We start from the raw sequence: 16,390 nt of genomic DNA, 5'->3' as shown, positions 1-16,390 counted from the left end.
TATAGTTAAATTATCATGAAAAACTATCTTTTTTCTATTTCGTTAGTGCTGGCACTATTACTTTGCCCCGTAATAATCTCTGCAAAAAAGATATCGCAACAACATGAAAATGATCCAGCAACGACAATTTCGTTACTACAGTTTGGCGCTAAAGGAGATGGTATAACTGATGATTCGCAAGCATTTAAAAAAGCGCTAGAGGTTGTATCAAAATCTAATCAAAAGCACCTAATTATCCCTGGTAATTATGTATTTAACCTTGGTAATAACGTCATAGATTTTGAAAATTTTGCTTCTCAGATACTTTTAGACTTTCAAGGAGGTATATTAATTAATGGTAAGCTAAATGGCAGAGTGACACAAATTAAAGCGGATAGGATAAAAATTTTCGAAAACATTGTTTTATCTGGTAAATTTACTTCCGTAACTGATTATGCCTACCCTGAATGGTTTGGAGTATTCCCATATAACATTTCTGTAGATCTTGTAGATGCATTACAAAAGCTAGAGCCTGTTTTTTATGATATTTCTTTAGGTGTTGGTGATTATTATACCAAAAAGGGAGAGTACAAAATAAATGGGTTGAAGGGAGTTTCTATGGCAAAAACTAGGGTAATTATGGAAACCGACAAATCTAACACCTACATTTTTTCGTTAGGAAAGGTTGGAGGAAATGTTAAGGAACGTAATTATGATTATAATTATATTAAAGACATTACCTTAGTAATGTCAACCCCAGGCAAAGTCCGAATAAAAGGTAATAGAGGACTTATTGTTGGCGCAGCTCACAAGCCAACAATAGAAAATGTGAAGATATTCTTATTTGGAGATAAATTGCAATTTTCAAAAACAGATTTAGAACAGTTCTTGGGTTATCAAAATAAAATGGAAGAAGCTAATGTTGGTGTCGAATTTAATGGAGATTCGGAAGTTACTAACATTAATAATTTATTCACACTATCTGACGTGGGAATTTTATTTTCGAGTTTCTGCGATTTTGTTACCGTAAGAGACTATATGCATTGGGCTGGTAATTATGGTTTAACAACTGTATATTATAAATCGGTAGCCTTACCTTCACAAAATATACTTTTCACGGGTGGTCAAAGTTGGTGCCAAGGCTTGTATGGATTGTACGCCGAAAACTCATCAACATATAATTCTTTTGCAAATGCTAAATTTGAAAATATTAGAATTGAACAACTAGTGTCAGATATAAGAAAAGAAAACAAACTACAAGGTGCAAATATATGGATTGGAGAAAACGAAACAATTTCTAACCTTCAATTCCAAAATGTTATGTTTGCCGGTGTGAGTAATGGTCTACATATTGGAAAAACGACATATGGAAGAGTTTTTTTAGAAAATATTATCACTTGGGGGGATACGAAAGTTAATAAAGATTTTGCACTAGATATTAACTATAAAATTCCCGACGCGTCACTACTTATATTTCTAAAAAACGTATCACTACCGCCAGATATGAATTCAAATTTCAATAATGCTAAAATTATCTACAATGGTTATATTCAACAAAATGTACATGAAGAAAAAAATCTTTTTGCAGATAATTTGATCATGGGAAAAACCATTAATCTTAAAAAGTCAAACTCAGAAAGTGATGAATTAGTAACCAATCAACAATTAACAATCGTTAATAATAATAAAGACTTTATATCACTGACCAACTCTAAGCTTTCGGAAAACAAAAAAAACAATACGACTGTTAAATACTCAATAGAGATTTTGGCACCAGATATTTATGATACATTTGAATTTATATTATTTAATAATGGAAATTTTCAGATATTGAAAGATAGTAAATACTTCACTTTAAACAAAGAAAATCGCTTTGAGGACAAAAAAATTAATTTTTTACAGGATAAGGATTCTGGATTAATTTTTCTTTATAATAGATTAGGAGTAGATAGCAAAGTTAACGTAACGGCTACAGAATTAAGATAAAAATCACATTCAACATCGCTGATTTCTAAAAACGGCAATCAACTTCCTTCTATTCGATTAAAAAATATCGTTTATGAAAATTTTCGTGTTTACAGTGTGATAATATATTCCTACAAAGCTAACTTGTACAAATATTTAGGATTTAAAACTTTTAATCGTTATTTCAAGTCCTTGTTCAGCTGACAAAGGTAGATTTTCAATTTGTAAGGCAGCTTTAATTTTATGATTAGAAAGTATTAAATTACTGGTCATTTTTTTCAACCTCTTCGTATTTAACGGTATCGGAATAACGTCACCAACTTTAGCCAGGCCTTTCACTATGGTTTTGGGAATGCTAAGATTCATCACGTTTTTATTTTCAACTTTTTTAATAATTTCTATTATTCGATTAGTTGAAATAGGTTCGTCATCAGAAATATGATAAATGCCAGATACTATTTGATCTTGTTTCTTAATAATCTCTTTAATAAAAAAAGAAAAATTGTCAATAGAAATAAAAGATCTACTATTATCAAAAGAAGCCAAAGGATAAGGAATCCCTTTAGAAATTAACTTGTATAATAATCCAAGATTTCCTTTATCACCAGGACCATGGACCATCGGAGGTCTTAGAATAACTATCTTTTTATTTTGTGGTAAGACTTGTGCCAAAAGCCATTCTTCCGCTGCTCTTTTCGATTTTCCATAGAAAGACTGCGGATTAGCCTTTTGACTTTCTGATAAGGGATTATTACTTTCAAATTCTTCAATTGCTGCTAACGAACTTATATGTATTAATAACTTCGCGTTTGACTGTATAAACTCATTGAAGATTTCCTTTGCCAAATCAAGGTTTGCGTAAAAATAATCGACCTCAGTAGCGGTTCCTTTATGGTCATGCGCTTTTCCAACAAGATTTATAAAAATGTCAGAATCTTTAATTGTAGTCTTCCAACTCTTATTTCTTAAAGAAACAGCTTTAACATCAAAACTATTTGGTAATTTTTTTAATAAATTTTGACCGATAAAACCAGACGCTCCAAAAATTATTACGCTTTCCATATTTATTAGTGAGAAACAAAATTATAAATTAAATCTAAAACAACATTAGATGAAAACTTCTCTTTTGCTAAATTTTGATTTCTTGACATATAACCTTGTATATTACTTCTCTGTAAGGAATTAAGAAATCTTAAAATCTCATTTTCTTCATTCCATGAAAATGACCAACCAATATTATTTACATTATTCAGCATGTCAATTTCCGAACCTTGATCACCAATGTATAAAACAGGTTTTCCCATCGCTAATAAATTATAAGTTTTCGAAGGAACTCCAAGTCCAAACATTCCCTCAGAAAGCGATATTAAACCAATGTCGAACCCGTTAATAAAATCACTTTGCTCGCTTCTTGGCAATGAACCACGAAAATAAATATTCTTTTTCGTAGCAAGTTCTTTGCAGCTTTCTAAATTCGCTCCCTCACCTATAATTTCAAGACGCAGGTTGGAATTTTCTGTTTTGTTGAAAATATTTATAAATCGTTCCAATGCTTGAACCCTACCTATATTTCCGGCAAAGCCAATAACAATATCTTCATTAGTTTTTGGTTTTTCAAAATCTGGAATTATAAGCTCGTCATCGTACCAATTAGGAATGATCGCAATTTTATTGGGCGAAACACCTTTTGCAATAATCAACTGCTTCATATCTTCCCCTAGTACTATAACTTTTGACGGGCATTTGTAAGCCCAGTTATATACTTTTAATAGAATTTTGTAAACAAAAGAATCTTTCTTATTGATTCCCGCAGGAATTGTATTTTCAGGGAACACATCATGCACTAATAGAACATAATCAAAACGCTTTATTTTACTTAAAATACCTAATAAAATTATAAGAAAAAGAGGATTTGTAACTGCGAAAACAGTATCTCCCGCCTTTATTTTTCTAGCAGTCGTCCATACTAATCCAATACTATTAAACAAAGCACTAAAGACTCTGCTGAAAAAAGAATTTTTATTTCCTCCAAAACTTTTACTCTTAAAAACTTCAATAGCTTCTAATTCTTTTCCTACTGTTACATTTGAATCATATTGAATTTTAGATGTAACAACTTTTACATTATTTCCTTTTGCTGCAAAATTTTTTGCAACTTCGGTCATGATGTACGCAGTTGAAGTTTGATTAGGGTAAAAAAGTTCAGAAACAAAAAAAACATTTTTCATATTTCCTCCGACCAAACTGTTCTTTTAATATAATCAGCGTAAGAAATAATAATTCTCACCACTTTTTCAGAAACATTCGGCATCGAATAATCTGCAACAGGACGGAAGTTTCTTTCATCACCTACTTTCTGCTGCAACACTTGAACTAAACCTTGCATAATTCTTTCTGGAGACAAACCTACCATCATTACAGATGCTTCTTCCATCGCTTCTGGACGCTCATGCGCTTGACGAATATTTACTGCTCTGAAGTTAAGAATAGAAGATTCCTCAGAAATTGTTCCTGAATCTGAAAGACATGCATACGCATGCATTTGCAACGCATTGTAATCGTGGAAACCAAGTGGTTTAAGAAACTGAATTTCTGGACGCATCTCGATTTGCATCTTATCAATCATGTTTTGCGTACGTGGATGCGTAGATACAATAATTGGATATTGATACTTTTCTGCAATTGCGTTAAGCGAAGTCATTAATCCACGGAAGTTTTTCTCTGAATTGATGTTTTCTTCACGGTGAGAAGACACAACGAAGAATTTTCCTTTTTCCAAACCTAATTTTTCTAAAACATTAGATGCTTTAATTTCTGGTAAATAATGATTCAGAACTTCAAACATTGGTGAACCTGTTTTGATAATTCTGTCTGCAGGAAGACCTTCTTTCAATAGATATTCACGAGCAATGTCAGAATAAGTTAAGTTGATATCCGCAGTATGATCTACAATCTTACGATTCGTTTCCTCAGGAACACGTTGGTCAAAGCATCTGTTCCCTGCTTCCATGTGGAAAATCGGAATATGTCTTTTCTTAGCAGGAATCGCACACAAACAAGAATTAGTATCTCCTAAAACCAAAAATGCATCAGGTTTCAATTCTTCTAAAAGTGGATCAATTTTAATTAAAATATTTCCAACAGTTTCTGTGGCTGTTTTTCCCGCAGCTTCTAGGAAATAATCTGGTTTACGAAGTCCTAAATCTTCGAAGAAAATTTGGTTCAACTCGTAATCGTAGTTTTGTCCCGTGTGGACTATTGTATGTTCGATGGCTTCAGAGTTGTCCAACGCCATTAATACTCTTGATAATCTTATGATTTCTGGTCGTGTCCCTACGACCGTCATTACTTTCAATTTTTTCATGCTTATTAAGTTAAAAGGAAAAAGGAAAAAGGAAAAATTAAATCGTTGTCTTTAATTATTTCTAACATTTTTCACAATGGCTCCTAATATATTATTAATTTCTTTTGATTCTTTTATTTTATTATAACAGTGAGTTCAGATGATTCTTTTTCCAAAGCTTCAATTAGTCTTAAGCAATAATTTGCCTCTCTTGCTTCTTTAAGAGAGATATTTACTTTATTTATAAAATCTGCTTTAGACGATCCAGCTTGTGCTTCTTCATAATTAGCACCAATAGATGTTGATGACTTTATCAGCTGATACTTTATTATTTTCAAATCACTACTGTCAGGCAAAGTTCTTAAAAAATTAATAACTGCTATACCAAATAAAAATGTTCTATTTAACAAGTCTATTTCCATTACTAAAATACTTTTACCTTTTTACTTTACACTTTTTACCTCTCTGCTACACTTCTAAAAAATAGGTATCAGAATCTTCAGGATTGAATGGTTCATCGATCCAGAAAATAGTATACAAATCTTCAGTTCCTATGTTTTTAATATTATGTGTATACCAAATTGGCATATCTACATAAGCTGGTTCGGTTCCGTCTAAGTAAAAATCAAGAACTTCATCCGTATCAATTTTTCTTAATTGAATTAAAGCTTTTCCTTTAATCACAGCAAATCGTTCGATTTTACGTGTGTGGTAATGGTTTCCTCTTGTAATATCTGGAACCGTTGTTGAGAATGAACATTGACCGCCAATTCCCAAACGAATAACTTCAACAAAAGCTCCTCTTGGATCCGTATGTTGTGTAAATTTAACTGGGAAATGCGTTTTATAATCGATGTAAGAACGATAGGTATTGAATAAATTATGTTGGAATTTATCAGTCAAAACTGGGATTTCGCCACCGTCAAAATATTTAGTTTTGTAATCGTTTAATAAAGCTAAAACTTCAGAAACTTTTTTAGTTGCAGTTGGCTCTACAGATAATTCTGGTTGACTTTTCTCTGAACGAATTTCATTAATAATCGTCATCACCAATTCTTGAACGTAGATAAGTTTAACTTCTCCATCGTTGGCGATTGTTGGCGTTTCTCCATGCGTTAATTGATGACAAAACGTTGCGATAAATGAATTATAAAAAGGCTTACCGTATGCTCCAAAAACATTAGGAATAATAAGGCCTGTAACTTTTCCGCTAGCTTCATTTGCCCAATTTACAATGGCTTCGCGACCTTCACGTTTTGATTTCCCATAAAGATTATCACGTTCTTCTTGTGTTGAAGAAGAAATTAAAACATGCGCTTTGGAATTTGTTCTTTTTAAAGATTCAACCAATTGTTGAGCTAAACCGACATTGGTTTCGTAAATAAACTGTTCTGACTCGTGACGATTCATTGCTGCTAAATGAACAATTACGTCACATTTTGCTGTAAATTCATCCAATTTGGTTTCATCTTCAAAGAATTCTTTTTGAAAATCTACTCTTTCAAATTCTTCTGGGAATAAACCTAAAGTATTGTACAAATGCTTTCCTACGAAACCATTTTGTCCTGTAATTCCTATTTTTTTCATTATTAGCTTTTAAAATAATCTAATGCAAACCTATATTCATCTTGAATTTCGCCCAAGGCATAATCTGCTAGAACCAACAATTTACTACCTTCCTTCTTTGCCTGGATTGCGGTAATGTGTCCAGAAGGAACATGCAGGTAAGTTAAACATTCATCATTTAAATGATATTTCGAAATCTTCAAATCTTTCGAAGGTTGATTAAAATCATCAATTTCAATGACAGAAATTTCAAATTCACCTTCTATTGCGGCAAACCAACGCTGTTCAACTTTATGCCCTTGCCAACCTCGAATAAAATCTAAGGAATGATTCTCTATGGTGTAAATACGTTTGATTTCAGAAGTATCAAATTCATTATTAAATGTGATGATTCCTCTTTCGTCTTGATGCTTTTTACCTTCAAAAATCATATTCTTGAAATTTCGAATTTAAAATTAATAAGGATACTGCATTACATCTTCACCAAAAATCTCTTTACGGATTAACGGTAGAGTTGAAATTAGTTTTTTAAGACCCTCAACACCTTGTTGCTCCGTATTGTGAGAATGATAATCTTCAATTTTAGAAACATCTTCTTCTCCTTCGGAAAAATATTTAGCATAATTGAGATCACGGTTGTCAGCTGGAATACGATAAAAGTCACCCATATCTTCGGCTTTCATCATTTCCTCTCTTGTACAAAGGGTTTCATACAATTTTTCGCCATGACGTGTTCCAATTATTTTAACAGGAACTTCTTTACCTGTCATTTCGATTAATGCTTTAGCCAAGTCTCCGATACTTCCTGCAGGAGCTTTGTTTACAAATAAATCACCTGGATTAGCATTTTCGAACGCAAATAATACCAAATCTACCGCATCTTCCAATGACATGAAAAAACGAGACATATTTGGATCTGTAATCGTGATAGGTTCTCCCTTCTGAATTTGGTTCAAAAATAAAGGAATTACCGAACCGCGAGATGCCATAACGTTACCATAACGTGTTAAACACACAACAGTATCAGTCAAGTTTCTTGCTTCTGCAACCGCTACTTTTTCCATCATTGCTTTAGAAATACCCATGGCATTGATTGGATAAGCTGCTTTGTCGGTAGAAAGGCAAATTACCTTTTGTACTTTATTAACTGCAGCCGCACGAATAACATTCTGTGTCCCTTCAACATTGGTTTTCACGGCTTGCATTGGAAAAAACTCACAAGATGGTACTTGCTTCAATGCTGCTGCATGGAAAATATAATCTACTCCTCGTGTTGCTGGCTCTACCGAACTGTAATCGCGAACATCTCCGATGTAATATTTTATTTTTTCATTTTTATAAAGATTGCGCATGTCATCTTGCTTCTTCTCATCACGAGAAAAAATGCGAATTTCTTTAAAATGATCTGTTGCTAAAAAACGATTAAGGACAGCTGTTCCAAAAGAACCTGTCCCACCTGTTATCAGAAGTGTTTTATTTTTTATTTGCATTTGGTTAATCTTTCAATAATTTTATAAGTTCATCAATATTGTTATAAACATTTTGTTTACTATCAGGTAGGTTTTGGCTAGTGGCTATACAAAAACTATTATAAATGCTATTTTCATCAGTTGGATCAAAAGTTAAGCTCGGTTCACAAGCTTCGTACATATATGCAAGATCAGCCCCAATAACTTTACATCCATTTTCAATAGCTTCAACAATTCCTAATCCAAAGCTTTCTGCTAATGATGGGAATATCAAATACTCAGATTTTCGATAATACAGACACAATTCTTCATGTGTTATAAATCCCAAATTTTGAATTGGGTAGCCTAGCTTCACTTTATCTGCAATAATACCTTTAACTTCTGGAAAACTATCACTAACGGTTAAGATAAGTCTTCCTATTCCAAATTTATCATAAAAATTACAAAAAGAGTTGATTAATCTAATATGATTTTTGTTAGGAGTCGCATTACTGACAAATATAAAAGTATTTTTTTCTCTTTCTACAGTATCTTGTGTTGAAAAAGGTGGATAGAAGGGAATTTCTAATATCCTGTCGCTGTTAATCTTAAATTTTTCGCCTAGTCCTTTTTTAATAAATCTATTCTGAACAATCCAAAAATTGGTGTTTTTATCAAATTTTTTCAGAATAAAAATCTTCATATTAAACTTAATTTTTTCCATTAAGCTAAATTCTCTAGGTATACTTAAATACATTGGTTGATGAAAATATGTATAAGTTGTAGCATTCATTTTTATATTTGGAGGTATGTTTCCAAAACATAAAACTTTTTCAAACTTATTTCTATTTTCTTTTAAATATTTATTCCTTTCAGAAAATGTTTTGAGAAAAACACAATTGATGTGCGTGCTTTTTTTGGCTTCGTACTCATCCTTAATACGTTCGTCAATAAGCATGACTATATTTAATGACGTTTTATCTAAAACGTCATACAGATAATCGAGTAAAATTTTCCCTCCTCCGTTATTAATGAAAATAGCGTCTATTAGTAGCATTATTATCTGTCACTTAATTTGTTAAACAATTCAATCCACTGATTCATAATAAATGGTTTTGAAAACTTTTCAGAAGTTTCTTTCGCTGCCTTTCCTTTCGCTCTTCTTAATTCAAAATCATTCATTAAAACACCTAAAGCTTCTGCAAACTTATCAATATTAGAATCTTCTACCAAAATACCACAATCGTTATTAATAATTATCTCATTTGGACCTGTTTTACAGTCAAAACTAACAACAGGAACCCCACATGTAATACTTTCTAAAAGGACTAATGGAAATCCTTCATATCGAGAAGATAGAGCAAAAATAGAACTACCGAGAATTTTTTCAGTCACATTCTTAGTTTGACCTTCGAAATAAATTGAATCAGAAAGATTAAGTCTTTCTGTTTGATCTTTCAAGCTTTCTTCAAGCTCACCAGTTCCATAAATCTTTAAAGTCCAATCACGATGTTTTTGAGAAACAATAGACCATGCTTGGATAAGTCGATCGAATCCTTTTTGTTCTGTTAAGCGACCGACAGCAATAACCACGTTATTATCAAGTTGAGAAACCTGATCCGACTCAATTGCGCTAAAGTTGTATATCTGATCTACGTTAGAATTTGTAAGTTTCCAGCTTTTTTCGTCTTCTTTTGTTAAAACAACAAGTCTATCTAAGCCTTGACATTGTTTAATAAATTGCTTGGTTCTATAATCACCAATTAATTCCCAAAAGAAACTAAGATTACGAGATAAATAAGCCTGTTTCCTATATTCTTTTGAAAAATGTAATTCACACACTTTTTTGCAATTTGCCTTAAGTTTATACAAAAACTCTATTTCTTTTGCGCCTGTTGAAATACAAATATCTATAGATTCCGAAATTAAAAGTTCCTCAAGTCTAGCTTTATAAGTTTTAAGTTTTTTATGTGTATTGATGTACTTACGGTGTAATTTATCGTTGAAATGATCGTTAAAATTAATATTAAATTCAACAATTTTAATTCTAGTATCAATAGAAAAGAAAGGTTTTGCATTAATACCCTCTGTTGTTACAACAATAACATCAATATTATTATTAACTAAAAAATTAATCTTCTCGATTAGAATTCTTTCAGTTCCTCCACTTGTTGATAAGGATGGGATACAATACAAAAGTTTCATATTAATCTATTGATGTTAAAATATATAAAATAAAACCATAGTTATCATTAACTAAATCTAATTTTTTTAGTTGCAAAGAAAACCACGACTAAAGTCCAAATCAAATATCTCATAAAGAAGAAATACTCCGCTCGTGCTAAATATACTGCATAAGAAATAAGAACCCCATATACAGTCATGGAAAAAATATTATACTGAGCATTTTCTCTATTTTTATTAATAAAATATCCTAAAAATGCCATGAAGATAAATATTCCGAAATCTCCATATGCAATATAAACGTCTGCAACTATCGTTGTACCTACTCCATAAAACTTCGCTAATTCTTCATATGTCAAATATGTGAAAAGTTTTTGAGACGTAATATCTTGCTCTTCGAGCCCCATCTCAAGCAGTAAATTTTGAAAAAAAGGAATTGGTGCTACAAATTGTGATAACAAAGATGTTCCATAAGTGAGTCCATTATTTTTCACTTCTTCAATAGCAAGAAAATTATTTCGATTATTAATAATCAAGTCCATCACAATATCGGCACCCGAAAATTTGCTATCCTGCTTATATCCTCTCGTTACAACAATTGTAAACATTATACCGAGACCTAGAATAATGAAAGAAAAAAATTTGAGTAAAGAAATTTTCTTATACAATAATGAATATAAACCAAATACCATCAATATGACTTGTAAAGGAATAGTCCTACTACCTGCTAAAATTAATCCTCCAACAATGACACCTGTTGAAATATATGCAATTACGTTAATTTTTCTAAATAAAAACTTATCGGGCGAAAGCCGTTTCATATTTGAGAAGTCACAAATAATACCTGCAAATAAAAATGGAGCACAAAACAGATTAATATATTTTGATACAGCATTTGCTTCATAATTACCACCAGAATAAACTGCGCGTAATTCTTGATATCCACCTGTTAAAATATATAAAACAAATAATGTTAATGCAATGAAATAGAATTTCTTAGTTTTTATTATTCTCGTTAATTGCTGCACTTCATTTGGTTGGGTAATAGGTCTTGGTTTTTTCACAAACATTAAAGCACCAAAAATATAACATGCTACACCAAGAACCGCTATAGAGGAGGACTTCGGAATTACATGATAATCATAGGGAAACAAAAAGAAAACATATCTCGTGGCATCCGTTTCGTACATAAAAATCGGATAATACAAAGTCACAAAAAAAAGGGTAAAAAAGAAAAGCGAATCAAAATCGAAGTAATTATCCTTTTTTCTAACTAAATAATATACAATGATTACAGCCAAATAAACTATCCCACAAATTATACTGTATGAATAGTCATATTTACTTGGTGCAAAATAACTTACTAATACACCTGCTAGTAGAATAAGAAATGCAAATATTTTATCCATGTTACTCTATATGTTCTTAAGTTTCATGTATTGCGTAAAGATATCTGTTCTTAAATAAATAACTAAATAAACTACAGCAGCTAAAAAATTCATAAACAAATAAGAAGAAGTCAAATATATTGCTCCCTCTTTAATATTCCAAAAAAATACTAAGTAAGCAAAAATTAAAAAAGTAAAAGAATCTTTAATAAAACAAATAATGAATACCAACCAATTTTTGGAAACGGAAAATAAAAACTGTTCAAGAACATTAATAATACTAGAAAAAACAGGAATAAAAACAATAATTCTTAACACTAAAGTTAACTCAGAAAATGAATTCCCATACATCTGCGATACCCAAGGAGCCATAAAAAAAATAATAGCAGCAGGTATGAGAGTGGTAATTATAGAAATTAAAACAGCATTTTTAAGAACCGATGATCTCGAACCAGATTCATTTCTTGAGAAATATGATAAAATAACATTCCGCAAAACCGTAGGAATAAACAACAAAACGACATACCATTGCATAGCTGCGGAATAAATCGCGACCTCGTCATAGTTTTGATAATTTTGAAGCAAGAAATAATTTAACCATAAAAAGATCGAAAAAAAAGCTTCTATTAACGTTAAGGGAACAGAAAATAACAAAATATCTTTATACTCAATATCTACTGCATTTGCTGATTCAGAATTGGATTCTATAATTTTGAGTTCTTTTTGTATAAGAATATAGTTCAAAATACTATTAACAAATTGTATTAGAAGCAAAGCGATACATGCACCAATTAATCCATTAGTATACGATAGAACTGGGAGTAGAATTATTGTAATAATTCCCATTACTACATTAATTAATGAAAGTTTTTTAAAAATACCTAGTCCACCAATAATCCCGTTTTGCGATGTTGATATAGCCGTAAGTACTACCCAAACTGCCAACAACTTAATTTCATTAGAAAACTCACTATTTTTATAATAAAATGACGAAACGTTAGTTGAAAAAACAAATAATAACAATGAAATAACGCCACTAAATGTTATAGTTATACGATATATTTGATTAACAAGCTTTCTTAAATTCGTTTTTTTTGAATGTAAGAAATCAGCAACAAATTTTGTAGAGGTATATCCCAGTCCAAAAGTTGTAAAAACAGCCAAAGTAGTAAGTGTATTTTTCAAGGAGTTGAACTCACCAAAAGTTGTCTTCAATAAAATATGCGCAAGCATAATTGATGACACCAATGCCGAGCCTCTCAAAATGACACTTCCTAATAATGCCCAAAAGCTGTCTCTAAAAAAACTATTTTGAAAAACTTTATCAAGAATTTGTTTCATTATTACTTACCAAATAGTTTTTTCCACCAAGATTTTTCTTCAGTTTGATTATAACCATAACCATACTTATTCCCATAACCAAAGTGATCTTTTGATACGTCATTTACAACAAAAGCAACATTATTAATTTTACCTGTCGCAATTGTGTCATTTGCAAAACTTATTATATTCTTCTCCGTATATCCTGATCTAGTCACATATAGAGTTACATCTGAAAGATAAGAGAACAATAATGAATCTGTAACTAACATTAACGGCGCGGTATCAACAATTATGTACTCATAATGAGGTTTAAGACTTTCTATAAGTTGCTCGATTCTACCATTACTTAACAATTCTGTAGGATTAGGAGGAATACTACCCGAATAAATAACGTCCAGATCTGGATTAAATGTCGAAACATGAGTTATATCCTTAGTATTTTTACTACTGTCGTATAAATACTCCGTCAAACCTTCGAAACCTTTACGACTGGTATTATATCTCTGCAACTGTGGATTTCTAATGTCTGCTCCAATAATTATTACTTTAACTTTTGGTGAGGCAAGAGTTAAAGCTAAATTAACAGAAGTAAAAGTTTTACCTTCACCTTTAACAGAAGAAGTTACAAAAACAACCTTCCCTTTGTCTTTTCTAGGAAGCATAAAATTCAAATTAGTAATTAAAATTCTAAATGCTTCAGCTAAAGGCGACAAATCATTAGGCTGAACTACTTCCGCGCCTCCTTTTACAACACTTGGTAACTCGCCAATTATACTTGTATTTGTATATTTTTCTAAATCGTGCTTAGATCTAATTTTATCATTTAATAATTCTTTAATATAAATAAGTGCAAAAGGTATTGCAAAGCCACCAACCATAGCAAGCAATAAAACAATTAGCTTTTTAGGAGCAACAGGTTTCTCACTAGGATAAGCATAATCAACAATTTTAGCCTTTGGTGTTGTATTCGCTAAAGCAATCGCCGACTCTTCTCTTTTTTGTAATAAAATTAAATAAAGACTTTCCTTAATAGATTGTTGTCTCTCTATACTTCTAAACATTTTTTCTTGAGTAGGCACTCTGCTTATTTTAGAACTAGTATTTTGTAACTCAGACTGTAACTGATTGCGTAAAGCTTCTATATTTGCTTTGTTCTTATATAAGTTATCAATAACCGCATTTTTTACATTCGAAATTTGTTTAGTTAAATCTACAACAGCAGGGTTTTGCGGTGTTGCATTTTCTAAAAGTCTATTTCGCTGCATTATTAAGTCATTGTAGATGCTGATATTTGCTGATGCTGTGGGATTATTTAACCCAATTGCAGAAGGAAGTACTTGGTTACTACCCTGCTTTTGGAGATAATTAATTAAACTGTTGTTCAATTCCAACTGGGTATCAACGCCAACCAAATCCAATCTAGTCTTAGTTGATGTCTCAAGATTTAGTTTGGCTTCCTCGACAATGTCAGTTATCTTATTTTCTTTTTTGAATCTTTCCTTTTGATCTTCAACCTCACCTAATTCTTTTGCAATAATACCAATTCGAGAATCAATAAATTCAATTGTCTTCTGTGATTCAGAATTTTTATCGATAATAGCATCTTGATTAAATGCATCAACTAGCCTATTAATATAGGCTTCACCTTTTTCAATATTTGATTCTTCAATACTTAAACCAACAACTGTTGCTTCTTTATCAACAAGTTTAACATCCGACTCTTTCTGAAGTGCAGTGATGGTCTTGCTAATGCTTGTGTACTCAAAAGATAATTCTCCTAGCGTCTTTTTATAAAGATTATTAAACTTTGGATTTTTTAATATAATTATAGTTGCGTAAGGTAAATTAATCGTTTTATTATATGTTGTAATAATAGGCTGAGGTAAATTATCCCCGCTTAACTCTAATCTATCACCTTTAATATCAATATCAACAGGTTTAATTTTCTTTTTTGAAAGGGCATATTCTTTTGTATTCCTTTCTGAAACCAATTTCACTATAATCGGAGAAGATTCACCGTAAATTTCTTGTTTTAATAAATCTTTTTTGGAAAATACTCTAATCTGCAAATTGAGATTTTCCACAACATCTTTAATTAATTTTTTTGATTTGAATATTTCAAGCTCATTATTAATTGCACTTGACGTCTTACCTCCAAAGCTCGATAAGTCAGCAATAGCACCAAAGTCTAATGCAGATTTTTTAACGTCACGAATTAAAACCGTTGATTGGATTTCATAAACAGATGGCGTTGTTTTGATATAGAAAAAAGCAAGAGCTAGTGTACATAGTAATGAAATAAAAAACCATCTCCATTTATTAATATATGGTTTAGCAATTTCGCGAAGATTAATTTCGTCAGAAGAAGTTATTTCAGTTTTAGAAGAAGAACTCATCAATATAGATTAATGTTATTAATTTTTAAAAATAGTAATAAAGATACCTGCCAATCCTATTACCATACCTGCTACAGCCATATAAATGCCTGTATTCGGATCTTGTCTTGCAATTTTCTCTTTTGTTTGATTAGCTGAAACATAAATAACATCATTCTGTCTCAATTGAAATGCTGGAGAATTGAAAAAAGAAGCATCCATTAGATTAATTCGCTCTTTCACAATTTCACCATTAACCGTTCGTACAAGAAGTACGTCATCTCTTTTTGCGTAAATTGTTAAATCGCCTGCAAGGCCAAGTGCGTTAAAAACAGTAGAGTTCTGTCCCTCCGGTAAAGTGTATTGTCCAGGTCTATTAACTTCACCTAAAATTGTAACTTTATAATTCGTGATGTTAATATATACTGTTGGATTAATAATATACTTTGTCAAACTAGTACGAAGCTCATTTTGAAACTCCGTTAATGTTTTTCCTGTTGTATTTAATTTTCCTAAAACAGGAAAATCAATATCCCCATTAGAATCTACCAAATAATATGGACTTGTTGAACTATCTAAATATTGCGAATTAGGTACAAATGCTCTTAGAACACTCATATCCTTTGCGACAATGCGTATTCCCAATTGATCTCCCTTTTGGATTGTAGAAACTGCATTCTGCATTGCAACCTCGGTAGCAATTTTTTCTACATTTTGCATATAATTTATTTCACTTGCCTTTTCCTTTGTTTTACATGATGTAAATACAATAAAAGAAGAAAGCAACAAAAGCTTTATTTTTTTATTCATACCCCTTAT

14 protein-coding genes are annotated in these 16,390 nt (G+C 31.3%); 1 reads left to right on the top strand and 13 read right to left on the bottom strand.

The window, feature by feature from the left end:
* Positions 1 to 15: 15 nt before the first annotated feature.
* Positions 16 to 1,965 carry a hypothetical protein gene (locus RT037_RS04110; protein ID WP_313028359.1) on the top strand — a complete coding sequence of 650 codons (1,950 nt, stop codon included), beginning with the start codon at positions 16 to 18 and terminating at the stop codon, positions 1,963 to 1,965.
* Between the two features lie 135 nt (positions 1,966 to 2,100).
* Here the strand turns inward: RT037_RS04110 and RT037_RS04105 are convergent, their stop codons facing one another.
* From RT037_RS04105 to RT037_RS04045, 13 genes are all read right to left on the bottom strand, one after another.
* Positions 2,101 to 3,006 (bottom strand): NAD-dependent epimerase/dehydratase family protein, encoded by a 906-nt coding sequence (locus RT037_RS04105; RefSeq protein ID WP_313028358.1) that lies wholly within the window; start codon positions 3,004 to 3,006, stop codon positions 2,101 to 2,103.
* Between the two features lie 5 nt (positions 3,007 to 3,011).
* Positions 3,012 to 4,172: a glycosyltransferase family 4 protein gene (locus RT037_RS04100; protein ID WP_313028355.1), complete on the bottom strand. Its 1,161-nt coding sequence runs from the start codon at positions 4,170 to 4,172 to the stop codon at positions 3,012 to 3,014.
* Positions 4,169 to 5,308: a non-hydrolyzing UDP-N-acetylglucosamine 2-epimerase gene (gene wecB, locus RT037_RS04095; protein WP_313028353.1), complete on the bottom strand. Its 1,140-nt coding sequence runs from the start codon at positions 5,306 to 5,308 to the stop codon at positions 4,169 to 4,171. The genes RT037_RS04100 and wecB overlap by 4 nt, the downstream gene beginning before the upstream one ends.
* A gap of 113 nt (positions 5,309 to 5,421) precedes the next feature.
* Positions 5,422 to 5,709 (bottom strand): four helix bundle protein, encoded by a 288-nt coding sequence (locus tag RT037_RS04090; protein ID WP_312323095.1) that lies wholly within the window; start codon positions 5,707 to 5,709, stop codon positions 5,422 to 5,424.
* A 46-nt stretch (positions 5,710 to 5,755) separates the two neighbouring features.
* Entirely contained in the window at positions 5,756 to 6,874 is a 1,119-nt protein-coding gene (locus RT037_RS04085) for an NAD-dependent epimerase/dehydratase family protein (RefSeq protein ID WP_313028351.1), read from the bottom strand.
* 2 nt (positions 6,875 to 6,876) lie between these two features.
* The gene (locus RT037_RS04080) at positions 6,877 to 7,284 is read right to left on the bottom strand and encodes a WxcM-like domain-containing protein (protein ID WP_312323078.1); all 408 of its coding nucleotides are present in this window, start codon (positions 7,282 to 7,284) and stop codon (positions 6,877 to 6,879) included.
* 24 nt (positions 7,285 to 7,308) lie between these two features.
* On the bottom strand, positions 7,309 to 8,343 hold the full coding sequence (locus RT037_RS04075) for a polysaccharide biosynthesis protein (RefSeq protein WP_312323077.1): 1,035 nt from the start codon (positions 8,341 to 8,343) through the stop codon (positions 7,309 to 7,311).
* A 4-nt stretch (positions 8,344 to 8,347) separates the two neighbouring features.
* On the bottom strand, positions 8,348 to 9,358 hold the full coding sequence (locus RT037_RS04070; protein WP_312323075.1) for a glycosyltransferase: 1,011 nt from the start codon (positions 9,356 to 9,358) through the stop codon (positions 8,348 to 8,350).
* 2 nt (positions 9,359 to 9,360) lie between these two features.
* Complete coding sequence (locus RT037_RS04065; protein ID WP_312323073.1) at positions 9,361 to 10,506, bottom strand: glycosyltransferase family 4 protein; 1,146 nt, start codon at positions 10,504 to 10,506, stop codon at positions 9,361 to 9,363.
* A 47-nt stretch (positions 10,507 to 10,553) separates the two neighbouring features.
* Positions 10,554 to 11,894: an O-antigen polymerase gene (locus RT037_RS04060; protein WP_313028346.1), complete on the bottom strand. Its 1,341-nt coding sequence runs from the start codon at positions 11,892 to 11,894 to the stop codon at positions 10,554 to 10,556.
* Positions 11,895 to 11,900: 6 nt separating this feature from the next.
* Positions 11,901 to 13,214 (bottom strand): oligosaccharide flippase family protein, encoded by a 1,314-nt coding sequence (locus RT037_RS04055; RefSeq protein ID WP_313028345.1) that lies wholly within the window; start codon positions 13,212 to 13,214, stop codon positions 11,901 to 11,903.
* Between the two features lie 2 nt (positions 13,215 to 13,216).
* Positions 13,217 to 15,592, bottom strand: a complete 2,376-nt coding sequence (locus tag RT037_RS04050; RefSeq protein ID WP_313028343.1) for a polysaccharide biosynthesis tyrosine autokinase — start codon at positions 15,590 to 15,592, stop codon at positions 13,217 to 13,219.
* Positions 15,593 to 15,610: 18 nt separating this feature from the next.
* On the bottom strand, positions 15,611 to 16,381 hold the full coding sequence (locus RT037_RS04045; RefSeq protein WP_313028341.1) for a polysaccharide biosynthesis/export family protein: 771 nt from the start codon (positions 16,379 to 16,381) through the stop codon (positions 15,611 to 15,613).
* Between the last annotated feature and the right edge of the window lie 9 nt (positions 16,382 to 16,390).

The sequence above is a fragment of the Soonwooa sp. genome (genome assembly GCF_032062245.1).
GTDB lineage: Bacteria > Bacteroidota > Bacteroidia > Flavobacteriales > Weeksellaceae > Soonwooa.
Note: the sequence above shows the minus strand (reverse complement) of the source record. Positions and strands in the feature narration are given on the sequence as shown.